The organism is Streptomyces sp. NPDC003247 (assembly GCF_042888135.1).
Lineage (GTDB): Bacteria > Actinomycetota > Actinomycetes > Streptomycetales > Streptomycetaceae > Streptomyces.
Genome location: NZ_JBIAPF010000015.1, coordinates 17,135 through 38,636, shown reverse-complemented (window position 1 = coordinate 38,636; position 21,502 = coordinate 17,135). Strand labels below are relative to the sequence as shown.

General features: G+C 73.1%; 13 protein-coding genes. 4 read left to right on the top strand and 9 right to left on the bottom strand.

Features of this window, described 5'->3' with window-relative positions; genetic code table 11:
• Window positions 1-55: 55 nt before the first annotated feature.
• From ACFYWQ_RS36575 to ACFYWQ_RS36565, 3 genes are all read right to left on the bottom strand, one after another.
• Complete coding sequence (locus tag ACFYWQ_RS36575) at window positions 56-2,440, bottom strand: phosphoketolase (protein WP_389522783.1); 2,385 nt, start codon at window positions 2,438-2,440, stop codon at window positions 56-58.
• 134 nt (window positions 2,441-2,574) lie between these two features.
• Window positions 2,575-3,030 carry an RpiB/LacA/LacB family sugar-phosphate isomerase gene (locus tag ACFYWQ_RS36570; protein WP_389522781.1) on the bottom strand — a complete coding sequence of 152 codons (456 nt, stop codon included), beginning with the start codon at window positions 3,028-3,030 and terminating at the stop codon, window positions 2,575-2,577.
• Between the two features lie 301 nt (window positions 3,031-3,331).
• Window positions 3,332-4,501 (bottom strand): amidinotransferase, encoded by a 1,170-nt coding sequence (locus ACFYWQ_RS36565; RefSeq protein ID WP_389522779.1) that lies wholly within the window; start codon window positions 4,499-4,501, stop codon window positions 3,332-3,334.
• Between the two features lie 265 nt (window positions 4,502-4,766).
• Here ACFYWQ_RS36565 and ACFYWQ_RS36560 point away from each other — a divergent pair, with 265 nt between their 5' ends.
• Genes ACFYWQ_RS36560 through meaB form a run of 3 tightly spaced genes read left to right on the top strand, consistent with a single transcriptional unit; the run spans window position 4,767 to window position 9,777 of the window.
• Window positions 4,767-6,575, top strand: a complete 1,809-nt coding sequence (locus ACFYWQ_RS36560; RefSeq protein WP_389522777.1) for a methylmalonyl-CoA mutase family protein — start codon at window positions 4,767-4,769, stop codon at window positions 6,573-6,575.
• Window positions 6,575-8,770, top strand: coding sequence for a methylmalonyl-CoA mutase (gene scpA / locus ACFYWQ_RS36555; RefSeq protein WP_389522775.1), 2,196 nt, complete (start codon window positions 6,575-6,577; stop codon window positions 8,768-8,770). The genes ACFYWQ_RS36560 and scpA overlap by 1 nt, the downstream gene beginning before the upstream one ends.
• A gap of 5 nt (window positions 8,771-8,775) precedes the next feature.
• Window positions 8,776-9,777: a methylmalonyl Co-A mutase-associated GTPase MeaB gene (meaB, locus tag ACFYWQ_RS36550; protein WP_389522773.1), complete on the top strand. Its 1,002-nt coding sequence runs from the start codon at window positions 8,776-8,778 to the stop codon at window positions 9,775-9,777.
• 15 nt (window positions 9,778-9,792) lie between these two features.
• On the opposite strand, the gene ACFYWQ_RS36545 is transcribed toward meaB, so the two are convergent.
• Together ACFYWQ_RS36545 and ACFYWQ_RS36540 are read right to left on the bottom strand one after the other, a co-directional pair.
• A complete protein-coding gene (locus ACFYWQ_RS36545) occupies window positions 9,793-11,619 on the bottom strand; it encodes an FAD-binding dehydrogenase (RefSeq protein ID WP_389522772.1) in 1,827 nt (608 codons plus the stop codon).
• Window positions 11,620-12,125: 506 nt separating this feature from the next.
• The gene (locus ACFYWQ_RS36540; RefSeq protein ID WP_389522770.1) at window positions 12,126-13,220 is read right to left on the bottom strand and encodes a glutamate--cysteine ligase; all 1,095 of its coding nucleotides are present in this window, start codon (window positions 13,218-13,220) and stop codon (window positions 12,126-12,128) included.
• A 466-nt stretch (window positions 13,221-13,686) separates the two neighbouring features.
• Here ACFYWQ_RS36540 and ACFYWQ_RS36535 point away from each other — a divergent pair, with 466 nt between their 5' ends.
• The gene (locus ACFYWQ_RS36535; protein ID WP_389522768.1) at window positions 13,687-15,531 is read left to right on the top strand and encodes a thiamine pyrophosphate-requiring protein; all 1,845 of its coding nucleotides are present in this window, start codon (window positions 13,687-13,689) and stop codon (window positions 15,529-15,531) included.
• A 259-nt stretch (window positions 15,532-15,790) separates the two neighbouring features.
• On the opposite strand, the gene ACFYWQ_RS36530 is transcribed toward ACFYWQ_RS36535, so the two are convergent.
• From ACFYWQ_RS36530 to ACFYWQ_RS36515, 4 genes are all read right to left on the bottom strand, one after another.
• The gene (locus ACFYWQ_RS36530; protein ID WP_389522767.1) at window positions 15,791-18,862 is read right to left on the bottom strand and encodes an FAD-binding and (Fe-S)-binding domain-containing protein; all 3,072 of its coding nucleotides are present in this window, start codon (window positions 18,860-18,862) and stop codon (window positions 15,791-15,793) included.
• A 240-nt stretch (window positions 18,863-19,102) separates the two neighbouring features.
• Window positions 19,103-19,609 carry a flavin reductase family protein gene (locus ACFYWQ_RS36525; protein ID WP_389522766.1) on the bottom strand — a complete coding sequence of 169 codons (507 nt, stop codon included), beginning with the start codon at window positions 19,607-19,609 and terminating at the stop codon, window positions 19,103-19,105.
• Complete coding sequence (locus tag ACFYWQ_RS36520) at window positions 19,609-19,806, bottom strand: acyl-CoA carboxylase subunit epsilon (protein ID WP_389522764.1); 198 nt, start codon at window positions 19,804-19,806, stop codon at window positions 19,609-19,611. Before ACFYWQ_RS36520 ends, ACFYWQ_RS36525 begins: the two co-directional genes overlap by 1 nt.
• Before the next feature lie 18 nt (window positions 19,807-19,824).
• The gene (locus tag ACFYWQ_RS36515; RefSeq protein ID WP_389522762.1) at window positions 19,825-21,474 is read right to left on the bottom strand and encodes an acyl-CoA carboxylase subunit beta; all 1,650 of its coding nucleotides are present in this window, start codon (window positions 21,472-21,474) and stop codon (window positions 19,825-19,827) included.
• Window positions 21,475-21,502: the final 28 nt, after the last annotated feature.

Genomic DNA, 21,502 nt, shown 5'->3' with positions numbered 1-21,502 from the left:
CTGCGCGGTCCGCTCCGTCCGTGTGCCCCGGTCCGGGTGGCTCGGGGGCGGCCGGTCAGCCGTCCCAGGTCCAGTCGGCGACCTCGGGCAGGTCGGTGCCGTGGACGCGGATCCAGTCGTGGTGGCGCAGCCGGGCGTCGTCCATGCGCTGGCGCAGGCCGGCGGCGCGCACCGCGAGGCCGGGGACGCGGTCGATCACGTCCATGACCAGGCGGTAGCGGTCGAGGTCGTTGCGGACGACCATGTCGAAGGGGGTGGTGGTGGTCCCGATCTCCCGGTAGCCGCGGACGTGCAGGTTCCGGTGTCCGGTGCGGCGGTAGGCGAGGCGGTGGATCAGCCAGGGGTAGCCGTGGTAGGCGAAGACGACGGGCCGGTCGGTGGTGAACAGGCCGTCGTACTCGAAGTCGGTCAGCCCGTGCGGGTGGTCCTCGCGCGGCATCAGCCGCGCGATGTCGACCACGTTGACCACGCGCACCGCCAGCTCGGGCAGGTGGCGGCGGAGCAGCTGGGCGGCGGCCAGCACCTCCTGGGTCGGCACGTCACCGGCGCAGGCGAGGACGACGTCGGGCTCGCGGGTGCCGTCCTCCGTGCCGGCCCACTCCCAGACGCCGGCGCCGCGCGCGCAGTGGACGCGGGCCTGGTCCGGGGTGAGCCAGTCGAAGCAGGGCTGTTTCCCGGCCACGACGACGTTGACGTAGTCGTGGCTGCGCAGCACGTGGTCGGCCACGGACAGCAGGGTGTTGGTGTCCGGCGGCAGGTAGACCCGGACGACTTCCTGGCTCTTGTTGAGGACGTGGTCGATGAAGCCGGGGTCCTGGTGGGAGAAGCCGTTGTGGTCCTGGCGCCACACGTGCGAGGTGAGGAGGTAGTTGAGGGAGGCGACGGGGGCGCGCCAGGGCAGTCGGCGGGTGACGCGCAGCCACTTGACGTGCTGGTTGACCATCGAGTCGACGATGTGCACGAACGCCTCGTAGCAGGAGAAGAAGCCGTGCCTGCCGGTGAGGAGGTAGCCCTCCAGCCAGCCCTGGCAGGTGTGTTCGGAGAGGATCTCCATGACCCGGCCGTGCCGGTCGAGGCGTTCGTCGACCTGGAGGGTCTGCCCCTGCCAGGCCTTGCCGGTGGCGGCGTAGACGGCCTGGAGGCGGTTGGAGGAGGTCTCGTCGGGGCCGACGAGCCGGAAGTCGCGCCGGTCCTCGGTCGCCCGCATCACGTCCCGGAGCAGCTCGCCCAGGACACGGGTGGGTTCGTGCCGGGTCGCGCCGGGTTTGTCGACGGGCACGGCGTACGTCTCCAGGGCGGGCAGGGGCAGGGCGCGCAGCAGCAGTCCGCCGTTGGCGTGCGGGGTGGCGCCGAGCCGGCGGGAGCCTTCCGGGACACAGGCCAGTACCTCCGGCCGGGGCGCGCCGTGCTCGTCGAACAGCTCCTGCGGGCGGTACGACCGCAGCCACCGCTCCAGGTGCCGCAGGTGCTCGGGGTGCTCGCGGACGCCGGCCAGCGGCACCTGGTGGGAGCGCCAGGTGCCCTCCACGGGCAGCCCGTCGACCTGCGCGGGGCCGGTCCAGCCCTTGGGGGTGCGCAGCACGATCACCGGCCAGCGGGGGCGGGCGGTGTGGCCGTCCTCGCGGGCGGCGCGCTGGATCGCGGCGATGCGGTCGAGGGCGGTGTCGAGTGCCTCGGCCAGCGCCCGGTGGACGGCGGCCGGGTCGTCCCCGGTGACGTGGACGGGGTCGTGGCCGTAGCCGCGCAGCAGGTCGTCGAGTTCCGGCTCCGGGACGCGGGCGAGCACGGTCGGATTGTCGATCTTGTAGCCGTTGAGGTGGAGGATCGGCAGGACGGCGCCGTCGTGGACGGGGTCGAGGAACTTGTTGGAGTGCCAGGAGGCGGCGAGGGGTCCCGTCTCCGCCTCGCCGTCGCCGATCACGCAGGCGACGAGCAGGCCGGGGTTGTCGAAGGCGGCGCCGTAGGCGTGCGAGAGCGCGTAGCCGAGTTCGCCGCCCTCGTGGATCGAGCCGGGTGTCTCCGGGGCGACGTGGCTGGGGATGCCGCCGGGGAAGGAGAACTGCCGGAACAGCCGGGCCATGCCGGCCGCGTCGCGGGTGACGTCGGGGTAGGTCTCGGTGTACGAGCCGTCCAGCCAGGAGTTGGCGACCACCGCGGGTCCGCCGTGGCCGGGGCCCCAGACGCACAGGGCGTCCAGGTCCCGGGTGCGGATGACCCGGTTGAGGTGGGTGTGCACGAGGTTGAGGCCGGGCGAGGTGCCCCAGTGGCCGAGCAGCCGCGGTTTGACGTGCTCCGGGCGCAGCGGTTCGGTGAGCAGGGGGTTGGCCATGAGGTAGATCTGGCCGACGGACAGGTAGTTCGCTGCGCGCCAGTGGGCGTCCAGGGTCCTCAGCTCGTCGTCGGTGAGGGGGGCGGACGCCTGCCGGGTGTCGACGGACATCTGGGTGTCCCTTCCGGATCGGGGTGCGTGGCGGGAGTGGGTTCCGGTCCGTGCCTTCCCACCCTCTCCCGGCCGCCGGGTACCCGCCAGGGCCGGTCGGCCCATCCGGAGCAACGCGGTGGACGGGTTCCCCCTCAGGAGCCGGTCCGGGTCCGGTCGAGCCGGTCGACGTGGGCCACGTTCGCCCGGTCCTCGGCGTCCTCGGCGGGCCGGCCCGTGAACCAGGCGTCGAGGATCTCCTCGAGCAGCGGCTCGGAGGTGAGGCGCAGGCTGAGCGCGAGGACGTTGGCGTCGTTCCAGCGGCGGGCGCCGTCGGCGGTGTAGGCGTCGGTGCACAGGGCCGCGCGGACACCGGGCACCTTGTTCGCGGCGATCGAGGCGCCGGTGCCGGTCCAGCAGCAGACCACGGCCTGCTCCGAGGTTCCGTCGGCGACGTCGCGGGCCGCGGCGGCCGAGCAGACCGCCCACCGGGGGTCGGCGCCGGGGTGCAGCGCGCCGTGCGTCACGACGTCGTGCCCGCGGGCGACCAGGGCGGCGACGAGGGCGCGGGCCACGGGTTCGTCCATGTCGGAGGAGACGGAGATCCGCATGGTACGGAGCCTACTGAGTGCGCGGTTCCCGACGCCACCGCGGGCCGGGGGCCCGGTCAGCGCCGGTTCGCTACACCTCCGTCGGCCGGGGCCCGGTCACTGCCGGTTCACGGCGCCATGGCAGGCCGGAGGCCCGGTCAGTGCCGGTTCCCGACGCCACCGCGGGCCGGGGGCCCGGTCACTGCCGGTTCGCGACGCCACGGCAGGCCGGAGGCCCGGTCGGTGCCGGTTCGCGGCGCCACGGCAAGCCGGGGGCCCGGTCAGTGCCAGTCCGCTACACCGCTGCCGGCCGGGGGCCGGTTCAGTCGACGTAGGACTCCAGGGTGCCGCGGCGCCGGATGTCGAGCGTCGCGCAGTGGAACGAGCCGCCGAACGGCGCGTAGTGCAGCAGGTCGCACGGGATCGGCTCGAAGCCCCACCCTTCGAGCGCGCGCAGCATGCCGGTGTGGTGCCGCTCGGCGATCACCCGCTTCTCGTCGATCATGAGGACGTTCATGTTGAGCCATCGGCCGCACATCGAGGTGACCCTGAGCAGCGGGTCGGCGATCGGTTCGGGGTCGGGCGCGACCAGGACCTCCCACGACCGCAGGACCTCGGGGAGGTGGTCGACGTCGATGTACTCGGGGTTGACCAGCACCTTGCCCGGCGCCAGCGGGAGGAAGGTGGTGTCGATGTGCATGGGCGTGCGGCAGCGGCTGTGGATCTCGTGGACGCGGTAGCCGGGTCCGAGGTGCCGGCGCAGCCAGTCGATGCCCATGCGGTTGGTGACGTTGCTCCGGGTGACGAACAGATCGCGTCCGGCGCGCACGAAGTCCGCCGCGTCGAACACCGGCTCGAACTCGGTGAGGACGTAGCGCATCGGCTCGCCGGGCCCGGGGACGCGGAAGTCCGCGTCGAAGAGGTCGTCGGTCAGCTGCGGTCTGGGGGCGGCCGTCCAGCGTGCGCCGCGCCGGAAGTAGTCCTTGAGGAGCGCGCGGTAGGAGTGGGTCTCGAAGTACCGGCACGGCCAGGCCATCGGCGTCTCGATGATCTCGTCGCCGACGACCAGCAGGCTGTCGCGCGGGCAGGTGTTGCAGAAGCCGCGGGACGACCAGTCGGGGGTACCGAAGCGCTGCCGGTGGTCGACCGCGTCGGGGCGCCGGACCGTGACGCCGAGGGACCGCAGCAGGGCGATGAACCCGTCCAGCTCGTGCCGCGCCCGTTCCACCAGGACGCGCGGGTACCGCAGGCCCGCGGCGAGCCCCTGCGCCCGTGCCGCCCAGGGCGGGATGTTGCAGGCGACGACCGGGTGCCGGGAGGGGATCGTCGCGCCGTCGAGCCGCCCGACGACGATCTCCTCCAGCGGGTCCCACTCGTTGTGCGAGTTCACCGGCGGGACGAGGGGCTCCCCGGCGGGGCGGGACGCGGCGGTGCCGCCCGGGTGGCCGAGCCGTTCGTCGCGGTGCCCGGCGCCCAGGTCCGAGGTGGCCATCGTCGCCTCCCGTCGTCGGTCCGGGGGGTGCCCGCACCCGGCTTCCTGCTCCGATCATCGGTCCTGGCCACGGGTCCGGCGAGCCGGGCGGGGCCGTCCGGAAGCCCCCGGTCCGTCCGCGCGGCGGGCGCCCGCGCGCGCCGCCGCCCCGATGACGGCGCGGCGGGCCCGTACGGTGAAGCGGTACGCGTCACTCCGCCGGGGAGAAGAAGGTCACAGCCGCGCCCTCTGCTGCTCGTTGACCGATCTGCCCTAGCATCCGGGCATGACGGTCCTGCCTGACGACGGGCTCGCGCTGGCCGGCGAGTTCCCCGACGCGACGCATGAACAGTGGCAGCAGCTGGTGACGGGGGTCCTGCGCAGGTCTGGCCGGGACGTCACGGGCGACGCGGCCGAGGACGCCCTGGCCGGCGTGCTGGAGGACGGGCTCGGTGTCCGGCCCCTGTACACCGCGCGGGACACCGCGCCCGACCCGGGGCTGCCCGGCTTCGCGCCATTCGTGCGCGGCGGACGGGCGGAGGGCAACACCGTCGGCGGCTGGGACGTGCGCCAGCGGCACACGGCGGTGGACGGCGGCGCGGTCCTGACCGACCTGGAGAACGGCGTCACCTCCCTGTGGCTGGTCCTCGGCGAGGGCGGCATCCCGGTGCCGGCGCTCGGCCGGGTGCTCGACGACGTCCACCTCGACCTGGCGCCCGTCGTCCTGGACGCGGGCGCGGAGACCGGCCCGGCCGCACGGGAGTTGTGGCGGCTGTACGAGGAGCGGGGGGTCGACGCGGACGCGGTGCGCGGCAGCCTGGGCGCCGACCCGCTGGGGCACGAGGCGCGCACCGGACGGCCGTACGACGTCCCGGCCGTGGCCGCGCTCGCGCGGGAGTGCGCCGAGCGGTACCCGCGGCTGCGGGCGCTGACCGTGGACGCGCTGCCGTACCACGAGGCCGGCGGTTCGGCCGCGCAGGAGCTGGGCTGCTCGCTGGCGACCGGCGTGGCCTATCTGCGCGAGCTGACCGGGGCGGGGCTGAGCGTCGAACAGGCCTGCGGGCAGCTGGAGTTCCGGTACGCGGCCGGCGCCGACCAGTTCCTGACCATCGCCAAGCTGCGGGCCGCGCGCCGGCTGTGGGCGCGCGTCGCCGAGGTGTGCGGGGCGCCGCGGGCGGGTGCCCAGCTCCAGCACGCGGTGACCTCGCCGGTGATGATGACCCGCCGGGACCCGTGGGTGAACATGCTGCGCACGACCATCGCCACCCTGGCGGCGGGTGCGGGTGGCGCGGACGCCGTCACCGTGCTGCCGTTCGACCACGCGCTCGGTCTGCCGGACGCGTTCGCGCGGCGCGTCGCCCGCAACACCTCCACGATCCTCATCGAGGAGTCCCACCTCTCCCGGGTGATCGACCCGGCGGGCGGCTCCTGGTACGTGGAGCGGCTCACCGACGAACTGGCCCGGGCGGGCTGGGAGTTCTTCCGCACCCTGGAGCGGGCCGGCGGTCAGGCCGCCGCCCTGCGCTCCGGGCTGGTGCGGGAACGCCTCGCCGAGACGTGGGCGGTGCGCGCCGCGAAGCTCGCCAAGCGCCGGGAACCGGTGACCGGCGTCAGCGAGTTCCCGAACCTGGCCGAGAAGCCGCTGGTGCGCGAGCCCGCGCCCGAGCCGCCGTCCGGCGGTCTGCCGCGGGTCCGGCGCGACGAGGCGTTCGAGGCGCTGCGCGCCCGTTCCGACGCCCACCTGGCCGCCACCGGCGCCCGTCCGCGCGTGTACCTGGCGGCCCTCGGCCCGGCCTCCGCGCACACCGCGCGGCTCTCCTTCGCCGCGAACCTGTTCCAGGCGGGCGGCATCGAGCCCGTCACCGAGGGCGGATTCGAGCACAGCGGGGCCGGCGAGGTCTGTCTGTGCTCCAGCGACGCGCTGTACGAGGAGCAGGCCGAGGCAGCCGCCCGGGAGCTGCGGGCGGCGGGCGCCGCGCACGTGTTCCTCGCGGGCCGTCCCGGACCGTACGAGGGAGTCGACACCTACGTCTTCGCGGGCTGTGACGCCGTCACCGTGCTCGCCGCCACGCTCGACCGCATGGGAGTGTCCTGATGTCCGTCTCCTCCGGCCCTTCCGGCATCCCCGACTTCTCCGGGATCGAGCTGGGGACCCCGGCCGCCGACGCCGGGCCCGACGAGTGGCGCACCGCCGTCAAGAAGGCGACCGACGGGACGGACCTGCGCTTCGAGACCCCGGAGGGCATCGCGGTCAAGCCGCTGTACACCGGGCAGGACCTGGAGGGCCTGGACTTCCTCGGCACCTATCCGGGCATCGCCCCGTACCTGCGCGGCCCGTACCCGACGATGTACGTCAACCAGCCCTGGACGATCCGCCAGTACGCGGGCTTCTCCACGGCGGAGGAGTCCAACGCGTTCTACCGGCGCAACCTGGCGGCCGGGCAGAAGGGCCTGTCGGTCGCCTTCGACCTGCCCACGCACCGGGGGTACGACAGCGACCACCCGCGGGTGACCGGTGACGTCGGCATGGCGGGCGTGGCGATCGACTCGATCCTCGACATGCGGCAGCTCTTCGACGGCATCCCGCTGGACCGGATGACGGTGTCGATGACGATGAACGGCGCCGTGCTGCCGGTGCTCGCGCTGTACATCGTGGCGGCGGAGGAGCAGGGCGTGCCGCCGGAGAAGCTGGCCGGGACCATCCAGAACGACATCCTCAAGGAGTTCATGGTCCGCAACACCTACATCTACCCGCCGAAGCCGTCGATGCGGATCATCTCCGACATCTTCGCCTTCACCTCGCAGCGGATGCCCCGCTACAACTCCATCTCCATCTCCGGCTACCACATCCAGGAGGCGGGCGCGACGGCCGACCTGGAGCTGGCGTACACGCTGGCCGACGGCGTGGAGTACATCCGGGCGGGGCGGGAGGCGGGCCTGGACGTGGACGCGTTCGCGCCGCGGCTCTCCTTCTTCTGGGCGATCGGCATGAACTTCTTCATGGAGATCGCCAAGTTGCGCGCGGCGCGCCTGCTGTGGGCCAAGCTGGTCCGGCAGTTCGACCCGCAGAACGCCAAGTCGCTGTCGCTGCGCACCCATTCGCAGACCTCCGGCTGGTCACTGACCGCCCAGGACGTGTTCAACAACGTCACCCGGACGTGCGTGGAGGCGATGGCGGCGACCCAGGGCCACACCCAGTCGCTGCACACCAACGCCCTCGACGAGGCGCTGGCGCTGCCCACCGACTTCTCGGCGCGCATCGCCCGCAACACCCAGCTGCTGCTCCAGCAGGAGTCCGGCACGACGCGGGCCATCGACCCGTGGGGCGGCAGCGCGTACGTCGAGAGGCTGACGTACGACCTCGCCCGCCGCGCCTGGCAGCACATCCAGGAGGTGGAGCAGGCGGGCGGCATGGCGCAGGCCATCGACGCCGGCATCCCCAAGCTGCGGGTGGAGGAGGCCGCCGCGCGCACCCAGGCCCGGATCGACTCGGGGCGCCAGCCGGTGGTCGGGGTGAACAAGTACCGGGTGGAGAGCGACGAGCAGATCGAGGTGCTCAAGGTCGACAACTCCGCGGTGCGCGGCCGGCAGATCGACAAGCTGCGCCGGCTGCGCGAGGAGCGCGACGAGGGGGCCTGCCGGGACGCGCTGGAGGCGCTGACGCGGGCCGCGGGCGGCGACGGCAACCTGCTGGAGCTGGCGGTGCGCGCGGCCCGCGCCAAGGCGACCGTCGGGGAGATCTCCGACGCCCTGGAGAAGGTGTACGGGCGGCACGCGAGCCGGATCCGTACCATCTCCGGCGTGTACCGCAACGAAGCAGGCGAGTCCCCTTCCGTGGACCGCACCCGCGCGCTGGTGAGGAGCTTCGAGGAGGCGGAGGGCCGCCGCCCGCGCATCCTGGTCGCCAAGATGGGCCAGGACGGCCACGACCGCGGCCAGAAGGTGATCGCCACGGCCTTCGCCGACCTCGGCTTCGACGTCGACGTCGGCCCGCTGTTCCAGACCCCGGCCGAGGTGGCCCGCCAGGCGGTCGAGGCGGACGTGCACATCGTCGGGGTCTCGTCGCTGGCCGCCGGGCACCTCACGCTCGTGCCGGCGTTGCGGGAGGAGCTCGCCGGGGAGGGACGCGAGGACATCATGATCGTCGTGGGCGGGGTGATCCCGCCGCAGGACGTGCCGACGCTGCTGGAGATGGGCGCGACGGCCGTGTTCCCGCCCGGCACGGTGATCCCGGACGCGGCGTACGACCTGGTCGAGCGGCTGTCCGGCGAGCTCGGGCACGGCCAGTAGCGCCGATGGCAGCGATCGATCTCGACACCTATGTGAAGGGTGTGCTCGCCGGGAAACGGGCCCTGGTGGCCCGCGCCATCACCCTCGTCGAGTCCACCCGGCCCCAGCACCGGGCGCTGGCGCAGGAGTTGCTCACCGAGCTGCTCCCGCACGGCGGGCGGGCGCGGCGGATCGGGGTGAGCGGGGTGCCCGGGGTGGGCAAGTCGACGTTCATCGACGCGTTCGGCACCCTGCTGACCTCGCTCGGGCACCGGGTGGCGGTGCTCGCCGTGGACCCGTCCTCCACCCGCACCGGGGGCTCGATCCTGGGCGACAAGACCCGGATGGAGCGGCTGGCGGTGGACCCGGCCGCCTTCGTGCGCCCCTCCCCCAGCGCGGGCACCCTGGGCGGGGTCGCCAAGGCCACCCGTGAGTCGATGGTGGTCATGGAGGCGGCGGGCTACGACGTGATCCTCGTGGAGACCGTCGGCGTCGGCCAGTCCGAGACCGCGGTCGCCGACATGGTCGACTCCTTCCTGCTGCTCACGCTGGCCCGCACCGGCGACCAGCTCCAGGGCATCAAGAAGGGCGTCCTGGAGCTGGCCGACGTGATCGCCGTCAACAAGGCGGACGGCCCGCACGAGCGCGACGCCCGGGCGGCGGCGCGGGAACTGGCGGGCGCGCTGCGGCTGATGCACGGCGGGGACGCGTTCTGGACCCCGCCGGTGCTCAGTTGCAGCGCCCGGGACGCGGCCGGGCTGGACACCGTCTGGGAACGGCTCGAACAGCATCGCTCGCTGCTCGACTCGACCGGCCGCCTCACCGCCAAGCGCCGGGACCAGCAGGTCGGCTGGACCTGGGCGATGGTCCGCGACGAACTGCTCGGCCGGCTGCACGCCGACCCCGCGGTGCGCGCGGCCGCCCCCGTCCTGGAACGGCAGGTCAGGGACGGCGAGGTGACGGCCACGGTGGCCGCCGAGCGCATTCTGGCCGCTTTCCGGGGGAGCGACCGGCCCGCGTCGGGGTGAGGGCCGCCGGGCGGGTCAGGTGGCGGTCGCGGCCGCCGCCGCGCGGCCCGCCGCCCGGCCGGAGAAGAGGCAGCCGCCGAGGAAGGTGCCTTCCAGGGAGCGGTAGCCGTGCACCCCGCCGCCGCCGAAGCCGGCGACCTCACCGGCCGCGTACAGTCCGGCGATCGGGTCGCCGGAGGCGTTCAGGACCCGTCCGGAGAGGTCGGTCTGGAGGCCGCCGAGGGTCTTGCGGGTGAGGATGTTGAGGCGTACGGCGATCAGCGGGCCGGCGTCCGGGTCGAGGATGCGGTGGGCGGAGGCCGTACGGCTGAGGGAGTCCCCCGGGTAGGCGAGGGCGTTGCGGATGCCCATCACCTGGACGTCCTTGGTGTACGGGTTGTCGATCTCGCGGTCCCGGGCCTCGATCTGCCGCTTCAGCCCGTCGAGGTCGATCAGGTCGGTCCCGGTCAGTTCGTTCATCCCGGCGACCAGGTCGGGCAGGGTCGTGGCGACGACGAAGTCCTCGCCCTGCTCCTTGAACCGCTCGATCGGCTCGGGGGTCTGCCAGATGCGGGAGAGGAGCTTCCAGACGTTCTTCTCGGTGAGGTCGGGGTTCTGCTCGGAGCCGGAGAGCGCGAACTCCTTCGCGATGATCTTCTGGGTGGTGACGAACCAGGAGTAGTCGTATCCGGTGTCGGTGATCGACTTGAGGGTGTGGAGGGTGTCGTAGCCGGGGATGTCGGGGCTGTTGAAGCGCTTGCCCGTCGCGTCGAACCACATCGAGGACGGTCCGGGCAGGATGCGGATGCCGTGGCCCGGCCAGATCGGGGCGTAGTTGCGCAGGCCCTCGGTGTAGTGCCACATCCGGTCGGGGTTGACGATCCGGCCGCCCGCCTTCCCGGTGATGCCCAGCATGCGGCCGTCCACGTGGGCGGGCACGCCCGTGATCATGGAGCGGGGCGGGGTGCCGAGCCGGGCGGGCCAGTTCTGCCGGATCAGGTCGTGGTCGGCGCCGATGCCTCCGGAGGTGACGATCACCACGGGGGCGCTCAGTTCGAACTCTCCGACCACGGTGCGGGAGCTGGATTCGCCGCGCGCCGCGCCGCTGGGCTCCAGGACGGCGCCGTGCACGCCGGTGACGGCGCCCCCGGTCGTCACGATGCCGTCGACCCGGTGCCGGAACCGGAAGCCCACCGTGCCGTCCGCGACCGCGGCCCGCACCTTCTTCTCGAACGGCTCGACCACCGCCGGTCCGGTCCCCCAGGTGACGTGGAAGCGCGGCACGGAGTTGCCGTGCCCGTCCGCGAGACCGCCGCCGCGCTCGGCCCAGCCGACGACCGGGAACCACTGCACGCCGAGTCCGGCCAGCCAGGACCGCTTCTCCCCCGAGGCGAAGTCGACGTACGCCTCGGCCCACCGGTAGGCCCAGTGGTCCTGGCCGGCGGGGTCGTCGACGCCGCGGTCGAAGCCGGCCGTGCCGAGCCAGTCCTGCCAGGCCAGGTCCTTGGAGTCCTTGATGCCCATCAGCCGCTGCTCCGCGGAGTCCACGAAGAACAGCCCGCCGAAGGACCAGAACGCCTGCCCGCCCAGGTTGGTCTCCGGCTCCTGGTCGAGGAGCAGCACCTTCCGTCCGGCCGCGGCCAGTTCGGCCGTGGCGACCAGTCCGGCAAGCCCGTGGCCCACGACGATGGCGTCGGCGTCGGCCGACGCGGCGGTGGCGGCGAAGGCGGGGCCCGCCGCCTGGGCGAGCGCGGCGCCGGCGAGCACCCCGCCCGCGGCGGTGAGGGCGTGGCGGCGGGTGATCCCCGCGGAGGACGCGGCGGCGGGGCCGGGATGCGCTGCGGGCTCTTGTCTGTTCTCCATGACCTGCCTTCCGGAACGGGGCGACGGGGCGGAGGGTGCGCGCGGTGCAGCTCTCAGGGACCTCGGGGGAACCTGGGAGGTGCCCGGGAGAAAGGGGTTACCGGCGGTAGCGGTTACCGAAGGTAGCTCACGGTGTACCGGGGCGCCAGAGTGATGCAGCAGAGCATCCGGCCGTCCTGCGGACGGCCGGTCGCGGCGGGGTCGTCGTGTTCCTGGGGGCGTGTCGAGGTCGACGTCCTGCCGGTGGGGTGGAGGTCGTTACAGGTCGATGCTCTGCCGGTGGGGTGGGCGTCGATGCCCTCGGGGTGGGGGGGGTGCCGATGCGTTGCTGGCGGGGGTGTCGATGCCCTGCCGGTGGGGGTGCCGATGCCCCGTCGGTGGGGGTGCCGATGCCCTGCCGGTGGGGTGCCGATGCGTTGCTGGCGGGGGTGTCGATGCCCTGCCGGTGGGGGTGCCGATGCGTTGCCGGCGGCGGTGTCGATGCCCTGCCGGTGGAGGGCCGTTCGTCACGGTGTGCCGCTGGCCTCCACCACCAGGGCGAGCACGGCGTCGAGGCCGCCCTGGGTCAGGGCCCGGCGCTGGCGCTCCGCGCCGGTGCCCTGCCGCAGGAGGCGGTGCACGAGGGCGGTGACCCCGCGGGTGTCACCGGCCGCGTCCAGCGCGGGACCGACGTGCTCCAGCAGCCCGGACACCACGTCGCCCGCCGGGCGGCGCCGGCCGGCGGGGTCGATCAGCTCGCCGCTCAGTCCGTGGCGGGCCGCCTGCCACATCGCCCCCTGCGCCAGCTCGGGATGCTGGTCGGCCACGGGACGCCCCTCCCACGCCTCGACCACGGCGGTGTCGACCAGCGCGCGCAGCAGACCGGCGAACATCACGGCCTCGTCGGCGCGCAGTTGTACGTCCATGCAGCGCACCTCGACCGTGGGGTAGCGCTCGGACAGCCGGGCCTGCCAGTACACCTGCCCGGCGTCCGCGATGACGCCGGTGGACAGCAGCCGCCGTATCCGCGCGTCGTAGTCCCTCTCGTCGGCGAAGCGCGGCGGGACGCCGCTGACCGGCCAGCGGCCGAAGACGACGGTGCGCCAGCTGGCGAAGCCCGTGTCGCGTCCGTCCCACAGCGGGGAGTTCGCCGCCATGGCGGTCAGCGTCGGGAGCCATCCCCGGATGCGGTTGAGCACCTCCACGCCCGCCTGCCGGCCGGGCACGGCGATGTGCACGTGCATGCCGTCGACCATCTGCTCCGCGACCAGTTGCGGCGCCTGCCGCTGCATGATCCGGTAGCGGGTCTTGCCGGTGACCGGGACGGGGCTGTCCTCCCGGAACAGCGGGGTGCCGCTGGCGATGATCCGGCAGCCGTGCGTCTCCGCGGAGCCGGCCACGGCGTGCCGCAGACGCAGCAGGTGCCCGCCGACCTCGTCCAGGGCGTGGCACACCGGCGTGGCCACCTCGATCTGCGCCTGCAACAGCTCCGGCTGGATCTCCCGCGCGGCGACGAACGGCTCCAGCCCGGCCGCGACCCGGACCTTCTCCGCGTGCGGCATCAGCCGGCCTGTGACCGGGTCGACCAGCAGGTACTCCTCCTCGACACCCACCGACGCCATCGCCGACCCTCCGTTCCCGCCACGCGCCGCCCGGGCGGGGGCGGACACGCTCCGGGCCGGACACCCGCTGACGAGGGTGCCCGGCGTCTCCCCCGCTGCCTGAGGATGCGCCGTATGGCGGAGTCCCGCAACCGCACCCGTTCGGATCGGGCCGCGGGCCGGTCGGCGCGGGCGCCGCCGGAGCGAGGCCGCGCACGAGCCCGCGCGAAAAGGCCGGGGAGGGCGAGTCGGGAGACGTCGGAGGGCGGGGTCGGGAGACGTCGGAGGGCGGGGTCGGGAGACACCGGAGGGCGAGTCGGGGGACGTCGGAGGGTGGCGGTCCGCGGGGGTGGCGGCTCGGCCATCGCGTTTTCCCCCGACCCGCGCGGTTACCCGTGCGGTGGCGCGTCGGGCGGGCGCCTGGGATCAGCCCGGACGGACGGACCGAGACGAAGAGGCAGCACGCGGCAGCGGGAACGGAGTGCCCATGGCCAGCACGAAGGTGTCCGACTACATCCTCCAGCGGTTGCGCGAGTGGGACGTGGAGCATGTCTTCGCCTACGCCGGCGACGGCATCAACGGTCTGCTGGCGGCGTGGGGACGCGCCGGGAACAAGCCGAAGTTCGTGCAGGCGCGGCACGAGGAGATGGCCGCCTTCCAGGCCGTGGGGTACGCCAAGTTCTCCGGCAGGGTCGGTGTGTGCGCGGCCACGTCCGGGCCGGGCGCGATCCACCTGCTGAACGGCCTGTACGACGCCAAGCTCGACCACGTGCCGGTCGTGGCGCTGGTCGGTCAGACCAACCGCAGCGCCATGGGCGGCTCGTACCAGCAGGAAGTGGACCTCCAGAACCTGTTCAAGGACGTCGCCTCGGAGTTCTGCGAGACGGCGATGGTGCCCGAGCAACTGCCGAACCTCATCGACCGGGCGCTGCGCACCGCGTACGCCAAGCGCACCGTCACCGCGGTCATCCTCCCCGCCGACGTGCAGGAACTCGACTACAGCCCGCCCACCCACGCCTTCAAGATGGTGCCCTCCAGTCTCGGACTGGGGCGGTACGCGCCCGTACCGGCCGACGAGGACGTCCAGCGGGCCGCCGACGTGCTGAACGCGGGTGAGAAGGTCGCCGTGCTGATCGGGCAGGGCGCGCGGGGTGCGCGCGCCGAGGTCGAACGGCTGGCGGACGTCCTCGGCGCCGGCGTGGCGAAGGCCCTGCTGGGCAAGGACGTCCTGCCCGACGACCTTCCCTACGTGACCGGTTCCATCGGTCTGCTCGGCACCCGCCCCTCCTACGAGCTGATGCGGGAGTGCGACACCCTGCTGATGATCGGCTCCAGCTTTCCGTACACGCAGTTCATGCCGGAACTGGACCAGGCGCGCGCGGTGCAGATCGACATCGACCCGCACATGATCGGCCTGCGCTACCCGTTCGAGGTGAACCTCGTCGGCGACGCCCGCGAGACGCTGCAACGGCTGCTGCCCCGCCTGCACCGCAAGGAGGACCGCGCCTGGCGGGAGAAGATCGAGAAGAACGTCGCCCGCTGGTGGGAGGTGATGCAGCGGCGCGCCGCCGTGGACGCCGACCCCGTCAACCCCGAGTACGTGGTGCACGCCCTGGACGGCAGGCTGCCCGACGACGCCGTCATCGCCGCCGACTCCGGTTCCGCCGCCAACTGGTACGCCCGCCACCTGCGGCTGCGCGGCCGGATGCGGGGCTCGCTGTCGGGCACGCTGGCGACGATGGGGCCGGGGGTGCCGTACGCGATCGGCGCGAAGTTCGCCCACCCCGACCGGCCGGCGATCGCCCTCGTCGGCGACGGCGCCATGCAGATGAACGGCATGATGGAGCTGGTCACCGCCGCCAAGTACTGGCGTGAGTGGTCCGATCCGCGACTGATCGTGGCGGTGCTGAACAACGGCGACCTCAACCAGGTCACCTGGGAGATGCGGGCCATGTCCGGCGCCCCGCAGTTCGAGGAGTCGCAGGCCATCCCGGACCTGCCGTACGCGGAGATCGCGCAGCGGATCGGCCTGGACGGCGTGCGGGTGGAGAAGCCCAAGCACGTGGAGGCCGCCTGGGACCGGGCGCTCGCCGCGGACCGGCCCTTCGTCATCGACTTCCGCACCGACCCGGCCGTCCCGCCGATCCCGCCGCACGCCTCCCTGGACCAGATCGAGGCGGCCGCCTCCGCGATCCTGCACGGCGACAGCGACCGCGGCTCCATGATCAAGCAGGGCTTCAAGGCCAAGGTGCAGGAGATGCTGCCGGGCAGCCGGCACCGGGCCGACCGCCCCGGCGCGGGACGGCACGACAGCGGCGCCGAACACACGTGAACCGGGCGGCAGCGTCCGCGGCGGTGCGCGACGGCCCGGTCGTGGAGCGGCTGTCCGCCTCCGCCTGATCCGCCCGTGAGCCGCCTGATCCGCCCGTGAGCCGGAAGCCGCCGCCGTCCCCCGGAGGCCCCGGGACCTCCGGGGGCCTCCGTGGAGCTCCGGGGGCCCTGCGTTCCTGTGCCCCGGGACCCGGGCCCCGAGTCCCCTGCCGCCCCCTGCCGCCACGTCACCGCCGCCGTGCGGGCCGGGAGTGGCCACGTCACCGCCGCCGTGCGGGCCGGGAGTGGCGGCGCAGGCGGCGCAGCCCTGTCAGGACGGCTGCCGCCGTGCCGGCCAGTCCGAGGACGCCCAGGGGCAGCAGGGCCCGCGGTCCCGGGGCGGACGGGCGTTCGGGGTCGGCGTCCCGTCCGTGGAGGGCGGCCGCCAGGACCTCCGCCAGGTGCAGCGGGGTGCGTCCGGTACCGGCCTGCTCGACCTGGGTACGGCAGCTGAAGCCGTCGGCGAGGACCAGTGTCGCGTCGTCCGCCGCGCGCACGGCGGGCAGCAGCCCGGCCTCGGCGCAGGCCATGGAGATCTCGTAATGGCCCTTCTCGAAGCCGAAGTTGCCGGCCAGTCCGCAGCAGCCCGCGTCCAGCACGTCGGCGTCCACTCCGGCCCGCTCCAGCAGCTCGCGCTCCGCGTCGAAGCCCATGACGGCGTACTGGTGGCAGTGCCGCTGCACCACCGCGCGCGCGTCGACGGCCGGGGGCCGCCAGTCGCCGGCGCGCTCGACGAGCAGTTCGGCGAGGGTGCGGGTCTGTCCCCGCAGGCGCCCCACGTCGGGGTCCTCCGGCAGCAGTTCGGCCGCGTCGGAGCGGAAGACGGCGGTGCAGCTGGGTTCCAGTCCCACCACGGGCGTGCCCCGGCGCAGGTCCGCGCGCAGCACGTCGAGGGTGTGGCCCAACACCCGCTTGGCGACGTTGAGTTGCCCGGTGGAGATCCAGGTCAGTCCGCAGCACACCGCGGCGTCGGGCACCTTGACGTGGAAGCCCGCCGCTTCGAGGACCTCGACGGCGGCCCGGCCGACGGCGGGGTGGAAGTGGTCGGTGAAGGTGTCGGGCCAGACCACGACCTCGCCCCGCCGGCCGTCGCCGCGCGGTCCGCCGCGCTCGCGCCACCAGTCGGTGAACCGCTGCTCGGCGAAGACGGGCACGTCCCGCTCGGGGGCCACGCCGCCGAGCGCCTTGGCCGCGCGGGCCACCCAGGGCACCGCCGTCAGTGCGTTGACGGTCCTGGGGGCGCGGGCGACGACCCGGGCCACCGCCGGCAGCCAGCCCATCGAGTAGTGCGCGAGGGGCCGCGGCCGGCCCTTGTAGTGGTGGTGCAGGAACTCGGCCTTGTAGGTGGCCATGTCGACGTCGACCGGACAGTCGGTCTTGCAGCCCTTGCAGGCGAGGCAGAGGTCGAGCGCGTCGTGCACCGCGCGGGAACGCCAGCCGTCGGGGATCGGCGAGTCGTTGCGGACCATCTCGAACAGCAGGCGGGCCCGGCCCCGGGTGGAATGCTCCTCCTCGCGGGTGGCCCGGTAGCTGGGGCACATCACACCGCCCTCGGAGGAGCGGCACTTGCCGACGCCGACGCAACGGGCGGCGGCCCGGCTGAACTTGCCGTCGTCGTGCGGGAAGGCGAAGACGGTCTCCGGCTCCCAGGGCAGGTAGTCCGCGCCCAGGCGCAGATTCTCGTCCAGACGGTACGGCAGGACGATCTTCCCGGGGTTCATGCGGTGCCCCGGGTCGAACAGCCCCTTCAGCCGTTCGAACCCCTCGATCAGTTCCGCGCCGAACATCTTCACCAGCAGCTCGCCCCGGGACTGGCCGTCCCCGTGTTCGCCGGACAGCGATCCGCCGTAGGACACGACCAGGTCGGCGGCCTTCTCCACGAAGGCGCGCATCCGGCCGACGCCGTCTTCCGACTCCAGGTCGAAGGGGATACGGGTGTGCACGCAGCCGTGGCCGAAGTGGCCGTACACGGACGGGTGTCCGTAGCCGAACTCCTCGTACAGTCGCTCGAGGTCACGCAGGTAGTCGCCGAGACGGTCGACCGGGACCGCCGAGTCCTCCCAGCCCTCCCATGTGTCGGGCTTGCCGGGCACGTGCGCGGTGGCTCCCAGGCCGGACTCACGGACCAGCCACAGTTCGTGCACGTGCTGCTCGTCGTCGTACCACGTGTGGTCGACGTCGTCCGGCTTGGCGTCGATCAGCGCCCGGGCCTTGGCCTCGACACCCTCCCGCGTGTCCGAGGTGAACTGCACCATCAGGTAGGCCCGGCCGCCGGGCAGGTCCTTCAGCGCCTCCGGGTTGAGGTGCTTCTCCTGCTGGAAGTGGATCAGCTGGTGATCCACGCCCTCCAGGGCCGCCGGCTCGTGCTCCAGGACAGCCGGCACGTGGTCGGCCGCCTTGCAGATGTCCTCGTATCCCAGCACGACCAGGGCGGTGTGCTCCGGCACGGGCACCAGTTCCAGCTCCGCGCGCAGGACGGTCACCAGCGTGGATTCGGAACCGGTCAGAAGCCCGGCGACGTCGAAACCGTGCTCGGGCAGCAGCGAGTCGAGATTGTAGCCGGACACCCGCCGCGGAATGTCGGGAAAGCGCTCGCGCACCAGTCCGGCGTACCGGTCCCGCAGGGCCACCAGTCCCCGGTACAGCTCAGCCTCCCGCCCCTCGCCGCCGGTCAGCCGTTCCCGTTCGCCGTCGCCGGTCCGGCCCACCCACATCCGCACACCGTCGTAGGTGAGCACCTCCAGACGGTGCAGGTTGTCGACGACCTTGCCGTACGCCTGGGCGGTCGACCCGCACGAGTTGTTGCCGATCATCCCGCCGACGGTGCAGTTCGCGTGGGTGGACGGCCGCGGGCCGTACTGGAGGCCGTACCCGGCCAACTGCCGGTTCAGGTCGTCCAGGACGATGCCCGGCTCGACCACGCAGCGCCGGTTCGCCGGGTCCACGGACAGCAGCCGGTTGCAGTACTTGCTCCAGTCGATGACCACCGCGGTGTTGCAGCACTCCCCGGCCAGGCTGGTGCCGCCGCCGCGGGAGAGCAGCGGCGCGCCGTGCTCCCGGCACACGGCCACCGCCTCCACGGCCGCCTCCACCGTCCGCGGGAGGACCACGCCGAGGGGGACCTGCCGGTAGTTGGAGCCGTCCGTCGAGTACGCCGCGCACGTCCCGGTGTCGAAGCGGACCTCGCCGTCGACGCGGGACCGCAGATCCCGTTCGAGCGCGTGGACGTCCACCTCGTCACCGGGCGCCGAGGGGCGGCGGACGACAGGCAGGGGCAGATCGACGGGGTCCATGAGCAACCTTCCTGGGCGCACGCGCTGCCCCGACCGTGTATCCCCGGCCGGACGGGGACAAACGGACGGTACGGCGTTCGGCCTACCGGGCCGTACCGCCGGCCACCGCGACCCGCACGCCGGACGGCGCGGCCTCGGGGGACCCGTACAGGGCGCCGCGGCCTCGGCGGATCGCGTGCAGGCGCCGCGGTCTCAGGGGATCGCGGTCTCAGAGGATCGCGGTATCAGGGGATCGCGGTATCAGGGGATCGCGTGCAGGGTGCCTCGGTGGAAGACGATCGACGTGGTGGCGGCCGTCCTGTCCAGGGCGGTGACCCGCGCGAGGGCGAAGTGGTGGTCGCCGAGCTTGCGTATCTCCTCGACCCGGCAGTCGAGCCAGGCCGCCACACCGGGCAACAGCGGGTTGCCCGAGGGGGACTTGCGCAGGGCCAGTCCGGCGAACTTGTCCGTGCCGCTCGACGCGAACCGTGCGCACAGCTCCTGTTGGCCGCCCGACAGCACGTTGACGGTGAAGGTAGCCGATCTGCTCATCTCCGGCCAGCTGGAGGACTTCTCGTCGACGAAGATCCCGACCAGGGGAGGTTCCAGGGACACCGACACGAACGAGCCCACCGTCAGCCCCGCCGGTCCCGTCCTCGTCTGCGCCGTGACCACGGTGACGGCCGTCGGCACCTCGCGCAGCACACTGCGGAACAGGGCGGGGGCGACGGGCACGTCGACCGGAGCGGCGGACGAGGCCCGGCCCATCACCGGCCTCGCCAGCTGTGCGGGGCGCGGAAGCCGCCCTCGCGCTCCAGCCTGCGCCAGCGGGCCGTCACACGGCCTCGCCGGGCCGGTGCGGCGGTGGGCCGGGCGACCGCGCGCGCCAGCAGGACGGCCATGACGGCGGCGACCTCCTCGGGCCCGGCACGGCCCTTCTCGACACGGATGTCAGGGGTGGGCATACGACAGGCTCCTCGGCGTCACTGGGGCGGGTTGCCGTGCTTGCGGGAGGGCAGGTCGGCGTGTTTCGACTGGAGCATCGCCAGGGACCTGATGAGGATCTCGCGGGTCTCGGCGGGGTCGATGACGTCGTCGACCAGACCGCGTTCGGCCGCGTAGTAGGGGTGCATCAGCTCGGACTTGTACTCCTTGACCATGCGGGCCCGCATGGCCTCGGGGTCCTCGGCCCCGGCGATCTGACGCCGGAAGATGACGTTGGCGGCACCCTCGGCACCCATCACGGCGATCTCGTTCGTCGGCCAGGCGTAGGTGAGGTCCGCGCCGATGGACTGGCTGTCCATCACGATGTAGGCACCCCCGTACGCCTTGCGCAGGATCAGGGAGATCCGGGGCACGGTCGCGTTGCAGTAGGCGTACAGCAGCTTCGCGCCGTGCCGGATGATGCCGCCGTGCTCCTGGTCGACGCCGGGCAGGAAGCCGGGGACGTCCAGGAGGGTGAGGATCGGGATGTTGAAGGCGTCGCACATCTGCACGAAGCGCGCGGCCTTCTCCGACGCCTCGATGTCGAGGACGCCGGCCAGCGCCTGCGGCTGGTTGGCGACGATGCCCACCACCTGGCCGTCCAGGCGGGCCAGCGCGCAGATGATGTTGCGCGCCCAGCGCTCGTGGACCTCCAGGTACTCGCCGTCGTCGACGATCTCCTCGATCACCTTGGCCATGTCGTACGGCCGGTTGCCGTCCGCCGGGACCAGGTCCAGCAGCACCTCGCCGCGGCGGTCGACCGGGTCGCCCGACTCCACGCGCGGGGGGTTCTCCCGGTTGTTCTGCGGCAGCAGCGACAGCAGGTAGCGGACCTCCGCGATGCAGGTCCCCTCGTCGTCGTAGGCGAAGTGGCACACCCCGGAGGTCTCGGCGTGCACGTCCGCGCCGCCCAGCCCGTTCTGGGAGATCTCCTCACCGGTGACGGCCTTGACCACGTCGGGCCCGGTGATGAACATCTGCGAGGTCTCACGGACCATGAAGACGAAGTCGGTCAGCGCCGGGCTGTAGGCCGCGCCGCCCGCGCACGGGCCCAGCATCACCGAGATCTGCGGGATGACACCCGAGGCCCTGGTGTTGCGCTGGAAGATCCCTCCGTAACCCGCGAGCGCGGAGACACCCTCCTGGATCCGGGCCCCGGCACCGTCGTTCAGCGACACCAGCGGAGCACCCGCCGCGATGGCCATGTCCATGATCTTGTGGATCTTCGTCGCGTGGGCCTCGCCCAGCGCCCCGCCGAAGATCCGGAAGTCATGGGCGTAGACGAAGACCGTACGCCCCTCCACCGTGCCCCAACCGGTGATCACACCGTCGGTGTACGGCTTCTTCGCCTCCAGACCGAACCCGGTCGCCCGGTGCCGGCGCAACTGCTCGACCTCCTGGAAGGACCCCGGGTCCAGGAGCAGCCCGATGCGCTCACGGGCGGTCAGCTTGCCCTTGGCGTGCTGCGCCAGGGTCGCCTTCTCGCTCGGCCCGGCCAGCGCCTGCGCACGGATCTCGTGCAGCTCGGAGACCTGATGGCGTGTCACGTGTGATGTCCGCCTCTCGACCGGGGAACGGTCGCCGCGGCACGCGCTTCCCAGGGTGGGGGAAGTGGCACCGCGGTGACCGCCCGGGGGAACGCGCGGCATGTCCGCTCAGCGACGGTCGTGTGCGGGC

What these genes read in the sequence shown, in the direction of transcription:
- ACFYWQ_RS36575 (WP_389522783.1), bottom strand. Translation starts at nt 2,440, where the DNA reads ATGTCCGTCGACACCCGGCAGGCGTCCGCCCCCCTCACCGACGACGAG.
- ACFYWQ_RS36570 (WP_389522781.1), bottom strand. Translation starts at nt 3,030, where the DNA reads ATGCGGATCTCCGTCTCCTCCGACATGGACGAACCCGTGGCCCGCGCC.
- ACFYWQ_RS36565 (WP_389522779.1), bottom strand. Translation starts at nt 4,501, where the DNA reads ATGGCCACCTCGGACCTGGGCGCCGGGCACCGCGACGAACGGCTCGGC.
- ACFYWQ_RS36560 (WP_389522777.1), top strand. Translation starts at nt 4,767, where the DNA reads ATGACGGTCCTGCCTGACGACGGGCTCGCGCTGGCCGGCGAGTTCCCC.
- scpA (WP_389522775.1), top strand. Translation starts at nt 6,575, where the DNA reads ATGTCCGTCTCCTCCGGCCCTTCCGGCATCCCCGACTTCTCCGGGATC.
- meaB (WP_389522773.1), top strand. Translation starts at nt 8,776, where the DNA reads ATGGCAGCGATCGATCTCGACACCTATGTGAAGGGTGTGCTCGCCGGG.
- ACFYWQ_RS36545 (WP_389522772.1), bottom strand. Translation starts at nt 11,619, where the DNA reads ATGGAGAACAGACAAGAGCCCGCAGCGCATCCCGGCCCCGCCGCCGCG.
- ACFYWQ_RS36540 (WP_389522770.1), bottom strand. Translation starts at nt 13,220, where the DNA reads ATGGCGTCGGTGGGTGTCGAGGAGGAGTACCTGCTGGTCGACCCGGTC.
- ACFYWQ_RS36535 (WP_389522768.1), top strand. Translation starts at nt 13,687, where the DNA reads ATGGCCAGCACGAAGGTGTCCGACTACATCCTCCAGCGGTTGCGCGAG.
- ACFYWQ_RS36530 (WP_389522767.1), bottom strand. Translation starts at nt 18,862, where the DNA reads ATGGACCCCGTCGATCTGCCCCTGCCTGTCGTCCGCCGCCCCTCGGCG.
- ACFYWQ_RS36525 (WP_389522766.1), bottom strand. Translation starts at nt 19,609, where the DNA reads ATGGGCCGGGCCTCGTCCGCCGCTCCGGTCGACGTGCCCGTCGCCCCC.
- ACFYWQ_RS36520 (WP_389522764.1), bottom strand. Translation starts at nt 19,806, where the DNA reads ATGCCCACCCCTGACATCCGTGTCGAGAAGGGCCGTGCCGGGCCCGAG.
- ACFYWQ_RS36515 (WP_389522762.1), bottom strand. Translation starts at nt 21,474, where the DNA reads ATGCCGCGCGTTCCCCCGGGCGGTCACCGCGGTGCCACTTCCCCCACC.